This window comes from Aliiroseovarius sp. ABM4_368, from assembly GCF_056161205.1.
This window is the reverse complement of the sequence record NZ_JBSWYR010000004.1, coordinates 225044-238989: the sequence shown is the minus strand read 5'-3', so window position 1 is coordinate 238989 and position 13946 is coordinate 225044. Positions and strand designations below refer to the sequence as shown.

The 13946-nt window shown below is 56.2% G+C and carries 14 protein-coding genes; 4 read left to right on the top strand and 10 right to left on the bottom strand.

What is annotated here, in order from left to right; genetic code table 11:
• Positions 1-22: 22 nt before the first annotated feature.
• The 9 genes from ACXAH3_RS13135 to ACXAH3_RS13095 all read right to left on the bottom strand — a co-directional run bounded on the left by ACXAH3_RS13135 (position 23) and on the right by ACXAH3_RS13095 (position 9214).
• A complete protein-coding gene (locus tag ACXAH3_RS13135) occupies positions 23-412 on the bottom strand; it encodes a hypothetical protein (RefSeq protein WP_474862544.1) in 390 nt (129 codons plus the stop codon).
• A complete protein-coding gene (locus ACXAH3_RS13130; RefSeq protein WP_474862543.1) occupies positions 405-1502 on the bottom strand; it encodes an EscU/YscU/HrcU family type III secretion system export apparatus switch protein in 1098 nt (365 codons plus the stop codon). Before ACXAH3_RS13130 ends, ACXAH3_RS13135 begins: the two co-directional genes overlap by 8 nt.
• Positions 1502-2275, bottom strand: a complete 774-nt coding sequence (locus tag ACXAH3_RS13125; protein WP_474862542.1) for a flagellar biosynthetic protein FliR — start codon at positions 2273-2275, stop codon at positions 1502-1504. The genes ACXAH3_RS13130 and ACXAH3_RS13125 overlap by 1 nt, the downstream gene beginning before the upstream one ends.
• Positions 2272-4350, bottom strand: a complete 2079-nt coding sequence (gene flhA / locus ACXAH3_RS13120) for a flagellar biosynthesis protein FlhA (RefSeq protein WP_474862541.1) — start codon at positions 4348-4350, stop codon at positions 2272-2274. Before flhA ends, ACXAH3_RS13125 begins: the two co-directional genes overlap by 4 nt.
• Positions 4351-4548: 198 nt before the next feature.
• Positions 4549-6744, bottom strand: a complete 2196-nt coding sequence (locus tag ACXAH3_RS13115; RefSeq protein ID WP_474862540.1) for a hypothetical protein — start codon at positions 6742-6744, stop codon at positions 4549-4551.
• Positions 6741-7610 (bottom strand): flagellar motor stator protein MotA, encoded by an 870-nt coding sequence (gene motA / locus ACXAH3_RS13110; RefSeq protein WP_474862539.1) that lies wholly within the window; start codon positions 7608-7610, stop codon positions 6741-6743. Before motA ends, ACXAH3_RS13115 begins: the two co-directional genes overlap by 4 nt.
• 70 nt (positions 7611-7680) lie before the next feature.
• Complete coding sequence (locus ACXAH3_RS13105) at positions 7681-8289, bottom strand: MotE family protein (RefSeq protein ID WP_474862538.1); 609 nt, start codon at positions 8287-8289, stop codon at positions 7681-7683.
• A complete protein-coding gene (locus tag ACXAH3_RS13100) occupies positions 8286-8711 on the bottom strand; it encodes a hypothetical protein (protein ID WP_474862537.1) in 426 nt (141 codons plus the stop codon). Before ACXAH3_RS13100 ends, ACXAH3_RS13105 begins: the two co-directional genes overlap by 4 nt.
• Before the next feature lie 11 nt (positions 8712-8722).
• The gene (locus ACXAH3_RS13095; protein WP_474862536.1) at positions 8723-9214 is read right to left on the bottom strand and encodes a flagellar basal body-associated FliL family protein; all 492 of its coding nucleotides are present in this window, start codon (positions 9212-9214) and stop codon (positions 8723-8725) included.
• A gap of 126 nt (positions 9215-9340) precedes the next feature.
• Here ACXAH3_RS13095 and fliF point away from each other — a divergent pair, with 126 nt between their 5' ends.
• From fliF to fliP, 4 genes are read left to right on the top strand one after another with little or no spacing between them, the layout of a single operon-like run.
• Positions 9341-10975, top strand: a complete 1635-nt coding sequence (gene fliF / locus ACXAH3_RS13090) for a flagellar basal-body MS-ring/collar protein FliF (RefSeq protein ID WP_474862535.1) — start codon at positions 9341-9343, stop codon at positions 10973-10975.
• Entirely contained in the window at positions 10972-11598 is a 627-nt protein-coding gene (locus ACXAH3_RS13085; protein ID WP_474862534.1) for a FliH/SctL family protein, read from the top strand. Before fliF ends, ACXAH3_RS13085 begins: the two co-directional genes overlap by 4 nt.
• A complete protein-coding gene (locus tag ACXAH3_RS13080; RefSeq protein ID WP_474862533.1) occupies positions 11591-11881 on the top strand; it encodes a FliM/FliN family flagellar motor switch protein in 291 nt (96 codons plus the stop codon). Before ACXAH3_RS13085 ends, ACXAH3_RS13080 begins: the two co-directional genes overlap by 8 nt.
• A gap of 44 nt (positions 11882-11925) precedes the next feature.
• Positions 11926-12630, top strand: coding sequence for a flagellar type III secretion system pore protein FliP (gene fliP, locus ACXAH3_RS13075; protein WP_474862532.1), 705 nt, complete (start codon positions 11926-11928; stop codon positions 12628-12630).
• Positions 12631-12678: 48 nt separating this feature from the next.
• Here the strand turns inward: fliP and ACXAH3_RS13070 are convergent, their stop codons facing one another.
• Positions 12679-13845 carry an alpha-hydroxy acid oxidase gene (locus ACXAH3_RS13070; RefSeq protein WP_474862531.1) on the bottom strand — a complete coding sequence of 389 codons (1167 nt, stop codon included), beginning with the start codon at positions 13843-13845 and terminating at the stop codon, positions 12679-12681.
• Positions 13846-13946: the final 101 nt, after the last annotated feature.

Below are 13946 nucleotides of genomic sequence, written 5' to 3'. Positions count from 1 at the left end.
GAATCGCCGGATGTGCGTGGTTTTATTGGTGTTCCGCGCGTCTGCGCCGCATGTCTTTATCCAATTGCGCCCGTTTCGCCCGCATAGTCTTGATGGCCGTGTTCCGGCCGAAGGCAAGCCGCGTGTCGACCATACGCTCTTCGTGCTCGGATCGGGCTTGTGCCAGCATGATATTTAGCTGTCGCAAACGGGTCTGAGCCTGCTTTTGCCATTGATCGAAATGCCCGCTGGACAGCGCGGGATTTTGGCCGGTGTCCGCGTCCAGCCCGGGCAGTTGGGTCAGCCGCATTCGAAGATCTGCGATCTGCTCTTCCAGCTCGGCAATATTGGCCGAGGTGATCGAAAGCTCAGCCATGGCGCGGTCAAGTGCCAACGCGGTCAGGTCGGCAAGTTGGGAAAGCGGGTCAGCCATTCTGGCTCCTTACTGATGTCTTGGCGCGTTTGCGCATGTCTTCGGCAAAACGGATAGCAGCTGCCACGGCTTGATACTGATCGGGCGGGACTTCGTTGCCAATCTCGACCGTGGCGTGCAAGGCGCGTGCCGTTGGAGGGTCGCGATGGATCGGCACACCATGTTCCGAGGCGACCTCGCGAATGCGCGCAGCGATTTCGTCCACGCCTTTGGCGACGCATATGGGGGCTTCGCCTAGCAGACGCGACCACTTCAGAGCCACCGCATAATGGGTTGGGTTCACGACAATCACGTCGGCATCGGGCACATCTTGCAACATCTGGTTCGTGGCAATGTCATAGGCCCGCTGCCGCCGTTGCTCCTTCATATGGGGATCACCTTCGTTTTGCTTGATCTCGTCCATCAGCTCTTTGTGCGACATACGATTTTTGCGCAGATGCTCTTGGTGCTGCCACATGTAATCAACCCCGCCGATGACCATGGCGACCAAAAGAACGATGGCAAAGAACTCGACCGATAGATCCAACAACAGGACCGAGACCATGCCGGGATTCAAAGCTAGTGCGGCCAGCATTTCAGGCAGGTTGATCCAGATGAAAAAGCCCAGAATGACGCCATAGATCGACAGCTTTACGAAGCTTTTGAAGAACTCGAACAGGCCCGAACGGCCGAATTTGTTCTTCGTATTCGATAGCGGCGAAATTCGGTTGAGTTTTGGCATCAGCTTTTCAGGCGAAACCACGAAGCTGCGCGTCACCACGGTAAGCCCAAGCACCGCCACCATGGGCATCACAAGCCAAGGGGTTAGGTGCCACGTAATCGAGGTGACAGCATTCGCCAGAACCGGCGCTCCGCGACCTTGAAAGGCGTTTTCAGCAAGCTGATCCGAGCGTTCGATTAGCGAGGCAAGAACGCTTCCAAGCCCGGTCAAAGTGGACGCACCGATTGCCGTCGCGAGCAACAACAGAACCATATAGGACATGGCCGTGTTTAGGTCCGAGGATCGGGCGACCTCGCCCCGTTTTCTGGCATCATCCAGTTTCTTCTGGGTTGGCTCGTGTTGCTTGCTATCGTCGTCTTCGCCGGCCATCACCACCCCCTGAACGGATCAAGCAACAAGGCTTCCAAGGCGCGTTGCCAGATGGGTAACAACACAGGAGTGGTCAGTGCCAGCAGGATCAATCCGCCTGCTGTGATGGCGGGCGCGCCAACGAATGCCACCATCAACTGCGGCATGGCGCGGTTGATGACGCCAAGGGCCACATTGTAAAGCAGAGACACAATGATAAACGGTGCGGCCAGCGTGAACGCAAAGCCGAAGCTGCGGGCGATATGCGCGATGCCCCAATCCGAAAAGCCCTGGGGATCGGGCAGGTTGCCGATGGGAAAGGCTTGATAGGACAGAATAAACCCCTCGGTTATCTTGACGTGCAGCCCCAGCATCACGGCCAAAGCCAGCCCCGAAATCGTCAAAACATGTCCGATGGCAGGTTGCGGGTCCGAGTTATTGCCCCCCATCAGCTGCGCCAGAGATGTGGACTGCGCGGCAATACTTCCTGCGATTTGCAGGGCCATGATGGCCAAGCGCAGGGCGATCCCGAAGCCCAGCCCGATGATCGGTTCGCTCATCAAATAGATTGGCGAGGGCAGAGCGTCGAGCGATGCGTTCACGTTTGCGGCCACTGCTGGTGCCACGATGACTGTGAAGGCCAATCCAAGGAACAAGCGGATGCGCGCGGGAACCATGGATTCCCCGAATGCGGGCAGCAATGCCATCGCCGCGCCGACACGCAGAAACACGACAAATCCCAGCATGAAAAATGTCTGCGATTGCGCCATGATCTGTGCAAGTTGTTCGTTCATGCAGGCACCAACCCGACCAACGATGGTCGCGCCTCGGTCCCGATTTCTTCGAAAGATAGGACCGGGTTGGCGATGCCCTTAGCTGACAGGACGGTGCGCAGGAAACGACGACGCCGGGACGAGGTTACGACGGCAGGATAGATCCCGGTTTCGCCCGCCCGCGCGATCTTGTCCGCCACCGCGTTGGCCAACCGGTTGAACTCCTCCGGGGGGAGGGCAACCTCGCCCCGTTCTGGGTCTAGCTGGTGAGATTGAAAACACGCCTCCCATTCCGGGGCCAGTTGCACCAGAGGGATGGTACCATCGTCGCGCTTTAATTCGGCCAAAAGCTGGAAATTCAACCGTTGTCGGACATGATCGCAGATGGCCTCGGGCGTGCCGAATACGGGCCGGGCCTCGGCCACGCTTTCCAGAATGACAGGAAGGTTGCGGATAGAGACCCGTTCCTCCAGCAGCAGGCGCAGGACAGAATGCAGCAAATCAAGTGGGACCTTGTCCGGGACAAGTTCGTCCAGAAGTCGGCGGTTGGCCTCGGCTCGGGCAGGGTCAGACAGATTTACAAACTCATCCAGCAAACGCCGCAGTGCTTTCAAACCCAAAAGCCGTGGGAAGTTCTGCTTCATCACCTCCAGAAGGTGTGTGGCCAGCACTTCGGTTGATGACACAACGGCGCAGCCGGCCAGTGCGGCCTCTTCCTGATCGCTTTCCGCAATCCAACGCGCGGGGGCTTGGTAAACGGGTTCTAGTACGTCTTCGCCCTCGGGCAGCAGGGCGTCTTCACCGCTGAGGATGATCAGCGCTTTGTCGGGGACCAAGCGGTTACGCGCTTGTTCGACCCCCTGGATCTTGATCGTGTAGGTCCCGGCTGGAAGTGATCCATTATCAGTCAGTCGGATCTCTGGCAGGATCAGGCCGAAGGCGCTTGCGGTGTGGTTCCGAATACTGGAAATGCGGGCGTCCAGACCAGTCGCAGGATCCAGAACCATTGCGACAAGATCGGCGGCAAATTCGACGTGGATATCATCCAAATCCAGAATGTCACCAATGCTTTCTTCGGGAGTTTCAGTCACGCCATCTGGTATGTCCAGCGCTTCGGCTTGCGCTACGGTTTCCTGCTGCTTTGCAGCCCACCATGCCGCCGACCCAAGAACTGCAGCACCCAGAATGAATGGGATGAAGGGCAGGCCGGGTACCAACCCGAAAAGCGCCATCAAGAAAGCGACCGTCGCAAGTGCAGAAGGGTGCTTTCCGAACTGCGAAAACAGGGCCAGATCGGTTGAGCCCGAAGTGCCGCCCCGTGCCAACAGAAGTGCCGAAGCGATCGAAATGATGACGGCTGGGATCTGCGTGACCAACCCGTCACCTACGGTCAAAATCGCGTAGGTTTGAAAGGCGGATGACAGGTCCATTCCGTGAATGACGACGCCGATGATCAGCCCCATGACGAGGTTCAGAAAGGTGATCAGAAGCCCTGCAACAGCATCACCTTTCACGAATTTTGATGCACCATCGAGTGAGCCGAAAAAGGTGGTTTCAGCCTGTTCCTGTTCGCGTCGCGCTTTTGCTTCGGCATGATCGATCGCCCCCGCAGACATGTCGCTGTCAATAGCGAGCTGTTTGCCTGGCATACCGTCAAGCGCGAACCGTGCGCCAACTTCTGCCATGCGAGTGGCACCTTTGGTGATGACGATAAAGTTGACAATCAAAAGCACACAGAAGACGACCAACCCCAAAAGGATGCTGCCACCCATGACGAAACTGGCAAACCCTTCGATCACGCTTCCAGCCGCCGAGGTGCCAGTGTGCCCGTTTCCAATGATCAGTTTGGTGGAAGATACGTTCAGTGAAAGCCTGAGCATCAACGAGGCAAGCAACACCGTCGGGAAGGCCGAGAAATCAAGTGGACGCTCGATGAACAGTGTGACTGTGAACATCAGAATAGCCAACGCAAAGGACGCCGCAAGGCCAAGATCTAGCACCCATGCGGGCATAGGCAAGATCATCATCACGAGGATGGCCATCAGAGCCAGTGCCAACAGGATGGTGGGGCGGAAAATGTTTTTTGCGCTTCGCATGTCTTTTATCGAGCCGCAGACCAAGAACAACGCGAGCTTTCATGACGTTGCTGCCCCCCGCGATGTCCGTTGTGATGGAGCCGAACAGTAATCGCCGAGGCTACGAGGAATTTGGTTGTTAAACGTGCTGTCATTATCGCGCATTTCTTGCTGCATAGGGTTTCCCGGTCAGCCTAGAAGATTACACTTAATGATCGGTTACTGGCCGCTTGTGACGGCGGGGAAGTGATGCAGCAGTTCGGCTAGTGCGGCACGCGTTTCACTGCTGCTGTCAAGGATGGTCTGATAAGCTTGTAAATCGGTTCGGGCATTCGTCCCAGGTGATGCCTCATGTGGTTCGAGGGCATCCCGTAGGTCTTCGGGAATCGAGGCGATCAAAGCTGTAGGGTCGGCTCTTAACTCGCCGTGACCGCTGTCTTTCGAGCCTGCGGATTTGATAGACTTAGCGTGCAGCGCCTCCCTGCGAAGTGCTTTTGCTGCGTTGCTGTCAAGGCCTGCGAGATACCCGAGCGCGACCTCTGGTTTGCCTTGTTTCACAGCAATCTCGGCTAAGAACTCGCGCGTGTTTCGATCAGGAATGTTGCCTCCTGCCAAGACAAAATTGCGGGATTGTTCCAAGAAGCCCAGGCTTTCAAGTCGTTTGGCCATCAAAAGTTTGGTGTGCGGATCGATTTGCCTCCAATCAGACCGTGTTAGGCTGAAGGCCAAGAACTCGGCGTCTGATGCGAGCGCAAGAAGTGCGCGGCCGGCATCATCGAGAATTTGCGAATTCTCCTGTTCAGGGCTTGATTGCAGTAGGCTGTCAATGTGCAGAAATGCTGTGGGAAATCGCCCCATGTGCAGCAACGCGCGAATGTACAGTCTTTCTAGTTCCGGACCACGTTTGCCAGTCTTGTGTTCGAAAACAACTGTTGCCAGCAGAGATAGCTCGCTGTCCGAGATGCCCCGGTCCTGATCCAACTTACCTTCGACAAGGGTTATGATGGCAGGCAGCGTCTTCGACATATCTGTTCGGATCGTTTCCGACAGAATCGTTGTGGCGTCGTCAGTGTTTCCTGTTGCCAGTTTGATTTCTACTTCAAGCAGCGCGGTATCTAGCGGTGTTGCCGATGCCGAACGAACCACCGTATTGCGAACCTCAACGGCGGTCTCGATGCGACCAGCATTCAAGAATTTCCGTGCCAGTATGGGGGCAAGATGTTTGCGTAAGTGGGGCGGCATCTCTGAAAAGCTTCGGAGGATTGCTTTGGCATTGATACGTTCGGGCAGACTTGGTTGCGCCAAAGCGGCCCACATTGCACTACGGGTGTTACAGGTGAGTTGCGGAACCCACAACTGGTGCGACGCCGCCTCTCCACGCTCCATAACCTCAGCCATCATACGCAAGATTTCTCCATCTGCCAAATGCGTGCCGTAGTTTTTTATCAATTGCTGTGCTTCTAAACCGAAGGTCAGGTAGATCGTCTGACGGATATGCGCCGCCAGAAGGTCGTTATCTGGGTGATCAAATTCACCCAAGTAATTTGCAGCATCAAAGATTGGCGCGTTACTGCCGGGCGCATATTTTCCCCAACTGGCGATCTCGAACTGCTCGTCCGGCAAGCAGGCCTGATCGGTATCTATGGTCAGGCGGTCGCCTTGGCGATCGATGCGCGCTTGGTCGATGGCGGTTTGCAGGCGTACTTGTTTTTGTGGTGACGCCGAGTGTGGCAGAGGAACGGGGGCTGGTTCGTCCGGTTCCGGGGAAGCGGTAATGGCAGACAGATCTGGCGGTGTTACATTCGCATCAATCAGCCCCTCAGATGCAGCTTGGGAAAGTTCGGCTAAGAGTTCCAGTTTGTCGAACGTCTGTGGTGCGGGTGTCGGTTGTAAGATCTGCTGGACTGAGTCCTCAGCCTGAACGCCCTGATCAGAAACTCTCGTTGTATGATCCGTGTTGGTGCTGAGCAATGGTAAGCTTGCCCGTTGCGTCGTGATGTTGACGTTATCTGTTGGATAAAGCGCGCTTGGACCTGCGACCGGGGGGGTATTCGGATCTTGACCGTCGATGATATCAATCACCAACTCACCAGAGGGAAGCCGAAACTCTTTGATATGGCAGTCGCAGTTTTGAACAATGGCAAGCTGACCGGTGCCCGAAGGTTCTAGCGTTTTAACTCGTGTCCGTGCGATCAGTTCGAACGCACGTGACAGATCATAACCGTCAATGTCCGAGATTAGAGACAGAAGGTATCCCGTGGCTGTTCTTGTGACATCATAGCCATCGTTGGGCTTGGTATAAAACACCAGGCGTGTGAAGCCGTTGTGATCCCCCGAGCGTACAACAATATCACGGGCTGCCGCTGGGGCAGCCATCAGGAAGATCATTGCAAGAAGGACGGCCCACTTTCTCATGCCGCGGCTTTCTTGACGTCTTTCAATGCTTCTTCAAGATCCGTGAAGCTGGGCCGGTGGGTGCCGGGCGTGTTCTGGCGCCCTACCTCAATGCAGATGTTGACGGAGTGGTTGTAGAGATTGGCGACCAGTACCTCGCGAATGAGCTGATAGAAGTGAGCTTCTTCCTCGGTCACGGATTTGACTTTGGCCGAAAACGGACCAACCAGACCATAGGCCAGAAAAACGCCAAGAAACGTTCCGACCAACGCTCCACCAATCATTTTTCCCAAAATTTCAGGCGGCTGGTCGATAGATCCCATCGTTTTAATCACGCCCAGAACCGCTGCAACAATGCCAAGCGCTGGCAGGCCGTCTGCCATGGATTGCAAGGCGTGGCTGGAATGGAGTGCGTGATGCAAATTTGCCTCCATCCGCTTTTCCAGCACTTCTTCCACCTGATGTGGATCGTCATAGTTCATTGACGCGGATCGCAAGGTGTCGCAGATCAGTTCGATTGCCTCTTTGTCAGCAAGGATATTGGGATACTTTTGGAAGATGGGGCTGTCTTCCGGGGCCTCGATATGCTCTTCCAGCGCAACAGCATTCTGGCGCGCCTGCCGGATCAACTCGAACAACAAACACAGCAGATCGCGGTAGTCATCCGGCTTCCATTTCGGTCCCTTGAAGACCTTCTTCACATCCTTGATGGTATGCTTGATTGAGGCCATGTCATTCGAGATCACAAATGCGCCTGCGGCCGCCCCGCCGATCATGGTGAGTTCGAACGGGAGCGATTTCAGAATGATCCCCATCTTGCCGCCAGCAGCAAGATAGCCGCCGAATACCATGACAAAGATCAGGGCGATGCCAACGAAGCCAATCATGATGCACCTTTACTTGTTTAATCTGTACGTACACGTCATCGCACGGGCGGGTTAATTTCTGATTATTGGCCTATTGGGTCGGGGCCGCCGAATTCCGTCCTGCAAGCACCACGCTGATCGCATAGGAGATCTGCGGATCGAGACCGGCCATGATCTGGGCGGCTGTTGCTGGTTTCATTTGGGCGATGAAGCCGGCAGCGAAGTCTGGATCCATGGCTTCAAACAGCGGGATCGCCTGCTTCGGCTTCATGTTTTCATAAAGTGTCGTCAGTCTGGACAGGTCATCCGCTGCCGCCGTTTTGGCGATCGCCATAGTCGCTGCAAGTGTTTCTTCCGCTTTTTTCAGTTCATCCAACTTCAAGGAAACACGCTCTTCGGCCAAGTTGAGTGCCGCAAAGCGCTGGGCGAGCTTCGTCTCGCGATCCTCCAGTATGGCTTCGCGTTCTTGCAGCGCCGCCAATACAACCGCGATATCTTGCGGCTTAGGCGCCGATACCTCGGGCTTGTGATCGGCCGAAGTGCCAGACAAAAGCTCGGAGATGTCTTCTGCGAAGGCTGGCGTCGCTGGGCCAAGGCGCAAAACGCCGGAAGCTGCCAGGATCATGGCGAAAACCAAAAGGATTCCGCGGGCGCGCAGCCGAGCTCGCATCTTGGGCTTTTTCGTTTGTGATTGGCTCATTCCGCGGCCTCCAAGAACCCATGTCGCAAGAAAACCGGTAGTTCGGGATTGTCTCCCGCATCAGCGTGCCGCGTTGAAGTGAAACCGTCGCGCTGGGCTTCAGTCTGAGGAGGGGCAACAGGTGCTTGTGGCAAGGGTTCGGGCAGGTCATGAAGACTGGCCATCATCAGCTCCAGCTTGCGTGCAGACGCCTCGGCCCGTTCGGTCAACTCGGTCAAAGCAGTTGCGCTTTGACTGGCGGCGGATTGTGCCTGATCGAGCGTTCTCGTCATGTCATCGACCTGCGCGCTTAGCACCGCAACTGCCCCGCCCATACCGTCCCGAAGATTGTTGAACCGCTTCAAGCGGCGTGACAGGACCAAGCAATAAAGGGCGGCGCCAAAGGCCCCCAGTCCAAGGATGATGTCTGCGATCAGGTCCATATCCTTACTCCTTAGTTAAGTACGAATTCGAGGATCAAAAGATTGCGCACGCGCCCTTCGCCCGAGACAAGTTGGATCCGGCGCAGCATCTGAGCGCGCAGTTTTACCAGTAAATGAGGGTCTTCAAGCATCGCCGTATCCACTGCGCGTAAGTAAGAATTAAGGACGTCCACAATGCGTGGCTTCAGCTTAACCACGTCCTCTTCATAAGCGGGCTCGACCTCAAGCGACGCGCGGAAGCGCAAGTGGCGGCTGTGCGCATTTGGCCCGAGCGAAACCACGAGTGGATCAAGCTCGACAAAACCAACATGGGGCAGGTCCTGGACCTCGACAGCGGGTTCCTTAACGGCCTCTGCTTCCGATTTTCCACCGATCAATCCGGCATAGGTCGCATAGAATCCACCGCCGCCCAGCAGCAACGCGCCGATAAGCCCGAATACCAGACCTTTTTTGGATGAAGCCTCGTCTTCTTCGACTTCTGCAGCGATGTCAGTGCCCGACATGTGTTCCTCGAATCCAATTTCACTGCATCGATATAAACCGATGGGCACTAACCAATTATTAAGGCCGATCGGGGAAAACGATTGACATGACGGGGGTAGAAGCCCGCTCGGAAAAGGAGTTACGTCTTGCAGCAGTTGATATCGGTTTGGGGGGCGATGGATCTTAGGAAACGGATCATCGTAATCACCGCGACATTGGCTATGTTTCTGGCCATCATCGGCCTGTCTCGTATGGCCACGAGCACTCAGATGTCATTGCTTTACGCGGGTCTTGAAAGCAGTGCCGCGGGCGAAGTCGTGCAGGCACTTGAGGGCCGTAATGTCGCGTACGAAATTCGCGGCAACTCGATTTTCGTCGATACAACGCGCCGTGATGCGCTTCGTATGACATTGGCCAGCGAAGGCTTGCCTGCAAATTCGGGTAAAGGCTATGAGCTGTTGGACGGGCTTAGCGGGTTTGGGACGACGTCGCAGATGTTTGACGCGGCCTATTGGCGCGCGAAAGAGGGCAAGCTTGCGCGCACGATCGTGGCCAGTCCCATGGTTCGCAATGCGCGTGTTCATATTGCGAATGCATCGTCCAAACAGTTTCGCCAGCGGAATGATCCGACAGCTTCAGTCACACTGACGACAGCCAACGGCACGCTGCCAACGCAGCAGATCAAGGCGTTTAAGTTTCTTGTTGCATCAGCTGTACCAGGATTGTCGCCGGACAAGGTTTCGGTGATCGACAGTCGTGCAGGGCTTATGGGTGCAGAAGATCTCGCGACGGGGGGGGCTGTAGCAGCACAGGACCGCGCGGAACGCTTGAAACAGAACGTCGAACGCCTTCTGGAAGCGAGAGTCGGCTTTGGCAACGCAGTCGTCGAGTTGAATTTGGAAACGGCGACCGATCAGGAACAAATCCGAGAGCGTAGGTTTGATCCCGAAGGGCGTGTGGCTGTGTCGACCGACACATCCGAAAGCTCGAACGCGGCCAATGACAGTGACGCAGGAGGCGTGAGCGTCGCGTCGAACCTGCCCGATGGAGACGGGGCCGCTGGCGCCGGTTCGTCGTCATCGAACAATTCGGAAACGCGCGAGCGTGTTAACTATGAAGTGTCCGAGACCACGCGCGAAATTTTAAAATCCCCGGGCGCGGTTAAACGTCTGACGGTGGCGGTGCTGGTCGACGGTATTCGAACCACGTCGGAAGATGGAAGCATCGAATGGACCCCGCGCCCCGAAGCCGAGTTGGAGAGCCTTCGCGAGTTGGTCGCTGGCGCGGTCGGATTTGACGAAACGCGCGGGGACGTCATCACCCTGAAAACCATGGAGTTCGAGCCGATTGCAGCCGCTGGCAGCGATCCTGCCTCGGGTTTGTTGAGCGATTTGGCCATCGATGTCATGTCTCTGATTAAGTTGGTAATTCTTGCGATTGTTACACTTGGATTGGGCCTGTTTGTCCTTCGCCCCATGCTGACAGCGCAAGCGGTGGCACCGGCGGTTGAAGCGCCAAATGACGTTCCTGCAATTGGGGCGCCCGAAGCCAGCATGGCACCGGCTAAGGGGGCAGGTGCCGCGAATGCGTTGGCTGATGCACAACGTCCCGCAGAGGGGGCAGAGCCTATGCCTGCCGTCGTTTCGCCCGACGTCCCTGCATTGATCGAACCAGAAGCTGATCCCGTCCAGCGTTTGCGCGATCTAATTTCCGAAAGGCAATCTGAAACGGTCGAAATTTTACGCGGTTGGATGGAAGAGGACGAGGAGGTTGCAGGATGAGCATTCGGTACGCCTTGGAAGATTTTGGCGACACGCTGAGCTTGGTTGGACAGGCACAAGCAGATGCCCAGATCACGCTCAGCCGCGCAGATCTTGAGGTGCAGCTCGAAGCGCGAAAGCTTGAAGGATACGAGGCTGGGTATCAGTCCGGTTGGAATGACGCCGCCAAGTCCATGGACGAAGATAACGCGCGTGTAAAATCCGAGTTCGCCCGCAATCTCGAAGATCTGGGGTTCACCTATCAGGAAGCGCGCAGCCACGTCCTGTCGTCCCTTGAACCGCTTCTGACGCAGGTGCTTCAGACTGTTTTGCCCAAGGCGTTGGACGAAGCGATTGGCCCAATCGTATCCGAAACCATGATGCCCCTGGCTGCCGAAATGGCGGATACGCCGATCGACGTTCTTGTATCTCCGGGAAGCCGTCCGGCGTTAGAGGCGTTTCTAGCAGGCGCTGGCGCTGTCCCCTTTGAAATTGTTGAAAAAGATACGTTGCCGGATGGGCAGATCTATCTGCGTTCGCACGAAAGCGAATGCAGTGTGGACCTTACGAGCGCCGTCGAGCGCATCACCCAAGCAATAAACGCATTGTATCACGTGAAAGAAAAGGCATTCGATCATGGCTGACCTCACCCCTAACTCTGAGCTGGGAACCGACGCAAGCCCCTTTGCGCGCGTCCCGATTGAAGTCACAATCTCGGTCGGCGTGGCCCGTCCGACGGTGAAAGAGCTGCTGCACCTGAAGCAGGATGACATTCTGGCGTTGGACAAACGTTTCGAGGATCCGGTGGATCTGTATGTGGGCGACCGCCTGATTGCCCAAGGTGAACTGGAAGAGGTCGAGGGCGACCCAAATGGACAAATCGCCGTACGTTTGACCAAACTGGTCGATTTGAAGTCGGGGCTGTAAGTCACATGTGCAGAAGGACGACAGGGCTGTGCTGGCTTCTGCCCATGGCGATCTGGATTGCGTCCGGATCGGCGGGAATGGCGCAGGATATCTCGATCTCGCTTGGGGATGACGGGTTTCTGGCGACGCGTACGATTCAGATTTTCGTGCTGGTCACGGTGCTGAGCCTTGTGCCCGGACTGGCGATCATGATCACTTGTTTTCCGTTCATCGTGACGGTGCTGTCGATCCTAAGGCAGGCCATCGGATTACAACAATCTCCGCCTAACATGCTGATTATCAGCCTTGCGCTGTTTCTAACCTATTTCATCATGGAACCGGTGTTTATGGAAGCATGGGTCAGCGGCGCGCAGCCCTTTTCCGAAGGAGCAATGGAGTTGGAGCCAGCCTTCACCGCTGCGATCGAGCCCTTCCGCATCTTCATGGCCAACCGCATAGACCCCGACAACTTCACCCATCTGGCCACCCTGCGCGAGGAAACGGCGAATGTAGATCTGGGCGATGGCTCGCCTTTGTCCCTTTTGGTGCCGTCCTTCCTGCTGTCCGAGGTCGAACGCGCCTTTCAGATCGGCTTTCTAGTCTTTTTGCCGTTTCTGATCATCGACTTGGTGGTCGCCGCCATCCTAATGTCGATGGGGATGATGATGGTGCCACCGGCAATCGTTTCGCTGCCCTTTAAATTGGCGTTTTTTGTCGTCGCCGACGGCTGGACGTTGATCTCGGGGGCTCTGGTGCGCAGCTATTTCTAGCGGCTGGCCGACATCCAAGTCGGCCAGCCTGAAAACTTTAAACTGGGATCACTCTTCCCAATCGCCCGAGAACCCTTTGGGGATGCGCAAGATGTTCCGGTCTACTTTGGTGATGTCCGTATGGCCGCAAAAGGCCATCGAGATATCCATTTCCTTGTGCAGAACTTCCAGCGCGCGGGTTACGCCCTCTTGCCCCATTGCTCCTAGTCCATAGGTGAAGGCACGGCCGATATAGGTGCCCTTTGCGCCCATCGCGATGGCCTTCAATACGTCCTGACCCGTGCGGATGCCGCTGTCCAGATGCACTTCAACCTTGTCGCCCACCGCGTCCAGAATGGCGGGCAGCGCCCGGATCGAGCTGAGTGCGCCGTCCAACTGCCGCCCTCCGTGGTTGGATACGATGATCGCATCTGCCCCGGCATTCACAGCAGCGATGGCATCTTCAGGTTCCATGATCCCTTTGACGATCATCGGGCCGTCCCACATCTTTTTGAACTGCTTGATGCGCTCCCAATCCAGCGAAGGATCAAAGGCTTGTGAGGTCCAAGTGTGCAGGGATGACGGATCCTCGACCCCTTCGGCGTGACCGACAATATTGCCAAAGAACCGGCGCTTGGTGCCCAGCATACCCAGACCCCACTGCATCTTGGTCATCATATCAGCAACGGATTTTACGGTCAGCTTGGGCGGTGCGGACAGGCCGTTCTTCAGATCTTTGTGACGTTGCCCCAGCACCTGCAGATCCACGGTCACAACAATCGCAGGGCAGTTCGCGGCCCGCGCGCGGTCGAACAAGCGGCGCATGAAATTATCGTCTTTCAGAGTGTAAACCTGAAACCAGAAGGGCGCATTGGTGTTCTCGGCCACATCTTCGATCGAGCAGATCGACATCGTGGACAGAGTGAACGGCACTCCGAAATCCTCGGCTGCCTTGGCGGCTTTGATCTCGCCATCGGCGTGTTGCATCCCGGTCAGCCCAACAGGGGCCAAGGCGACCGGCATCGCCACGTCTTGCCCCAGCATGGTGGTGCGGGTCGAGCGGTTGTCCATGTCCACCGCGACGCGCTGGCGGAAATAGATCTTGTCGAAATCCGAGGTGTTCTCGCGAAAGGTCTGTTCTGTCCAGCTGCCGCTTTCGGCATAATCATAGAACATCTTCGGCACGCGACGCTTATAGATACGGCGCAGATCTTCGATCTCGGTGATGACGGGCATGGGGTGCTCCTGGGCGCGTTCGGAAAAATTGGTAAGATTTTATTACCAATTATGATGGTTGTGCGCAACTGCTGGTTTCTGCCGTCTTTTCAGCGTCGTCA

Bases quoted from the DNA above. Each gene is read 5' to 3' on its own strand.
- ACXAH3_RS13135 (WP_474862544.1), bottom strand. From the start codon at position 412: ATGGCTGACCCGCTTTCCCAACTTGCCGACCTGACCGCGTTGGCACTT.
- ACXAH3_RS13130 (WP_474862543.1), bottom strand. From the start codon at position 1,502: ATGGCCGGCGAAGACGACGATAGCAAGCAACACGAGCCAACCCAGAAG.
- ACXAH3_RS13125 (WP_474862542.1), bottom strand. From the start codon at position 2,275: ATGAACGAACAACTTGCACAGATCATGGCGCAATCGCAGACATTTTTC.
- flhA (WP_474862541.1), bottom strand. From the start codon at position 4,350: ATGCGAAGCGCAAAAAACATTTTCCGCCCCACCATCCTGTTGGCACTG.
- ACXAH3_RS13115 (WP_474862540.1), bottom strand. From the start codon at position 6,744: ATGAGAAAGTGGGCCGTCCTTCTTGCAATGATCTTCCTGATGGCTGCC.
- motA (WP_474862539.1), bottom strand. From the start codon at position 7,610: ATGATTGGCTTCGTTGGCATCGCCCTGATCTTTGTCATGGTATTCGGC.
- ACXAH3_RS13105 (WP_474862538.1), bottom strand. From the start codon at position 8,289: ATGAGCCAATCACAAACGAAAAAGCCCAAGATGCGAGCTCGGCTGCGC.
- ACXAH3_RS13100 (WP_474862537.1), bottom strand. From the start codon at position 8,711: ATGGACCTGATCGCAGACATCATCCTTGGACTGGGGGCCTTTGGCGCC.
- ACXAH3_RS13095 (WP_474862536.1), bottom strand. From the start codon at position 9,214: ATGTCGGGCACTGACATCGCTGCAGAAGTCGAAGAAGACGAGGCTTCA.
- ACXAH3_RS13085 (WP_474862534.1), top strand. From the start codon at position 10,972: ATGAGCATTCGGTACGCCTTGGAAGATTTTGGCGACACGCTGAGCTTG.
- ACXAH3_RS13080 (WP_474862533.1), top strand. From the start codon at position 11,591: ATGGCTGACCTCACCCCTAACTCTGAGCTGGGAACCGACGCAAGCCCC.
- fliP (WP_474862532.1), top strand. From the start codon at position 11,926: ATGGCGATCTGGATTGCGTCCGGATCGGCGGGAATGGCGCAGGATATC.
- ACXAH3_RS13070 (WP_474862531.1), bottom strand. From the start codon at position 13,845: ATGCCCGTCATCACCGAGATCGAAGATCTGCGCCGTATCTATAAGCGT.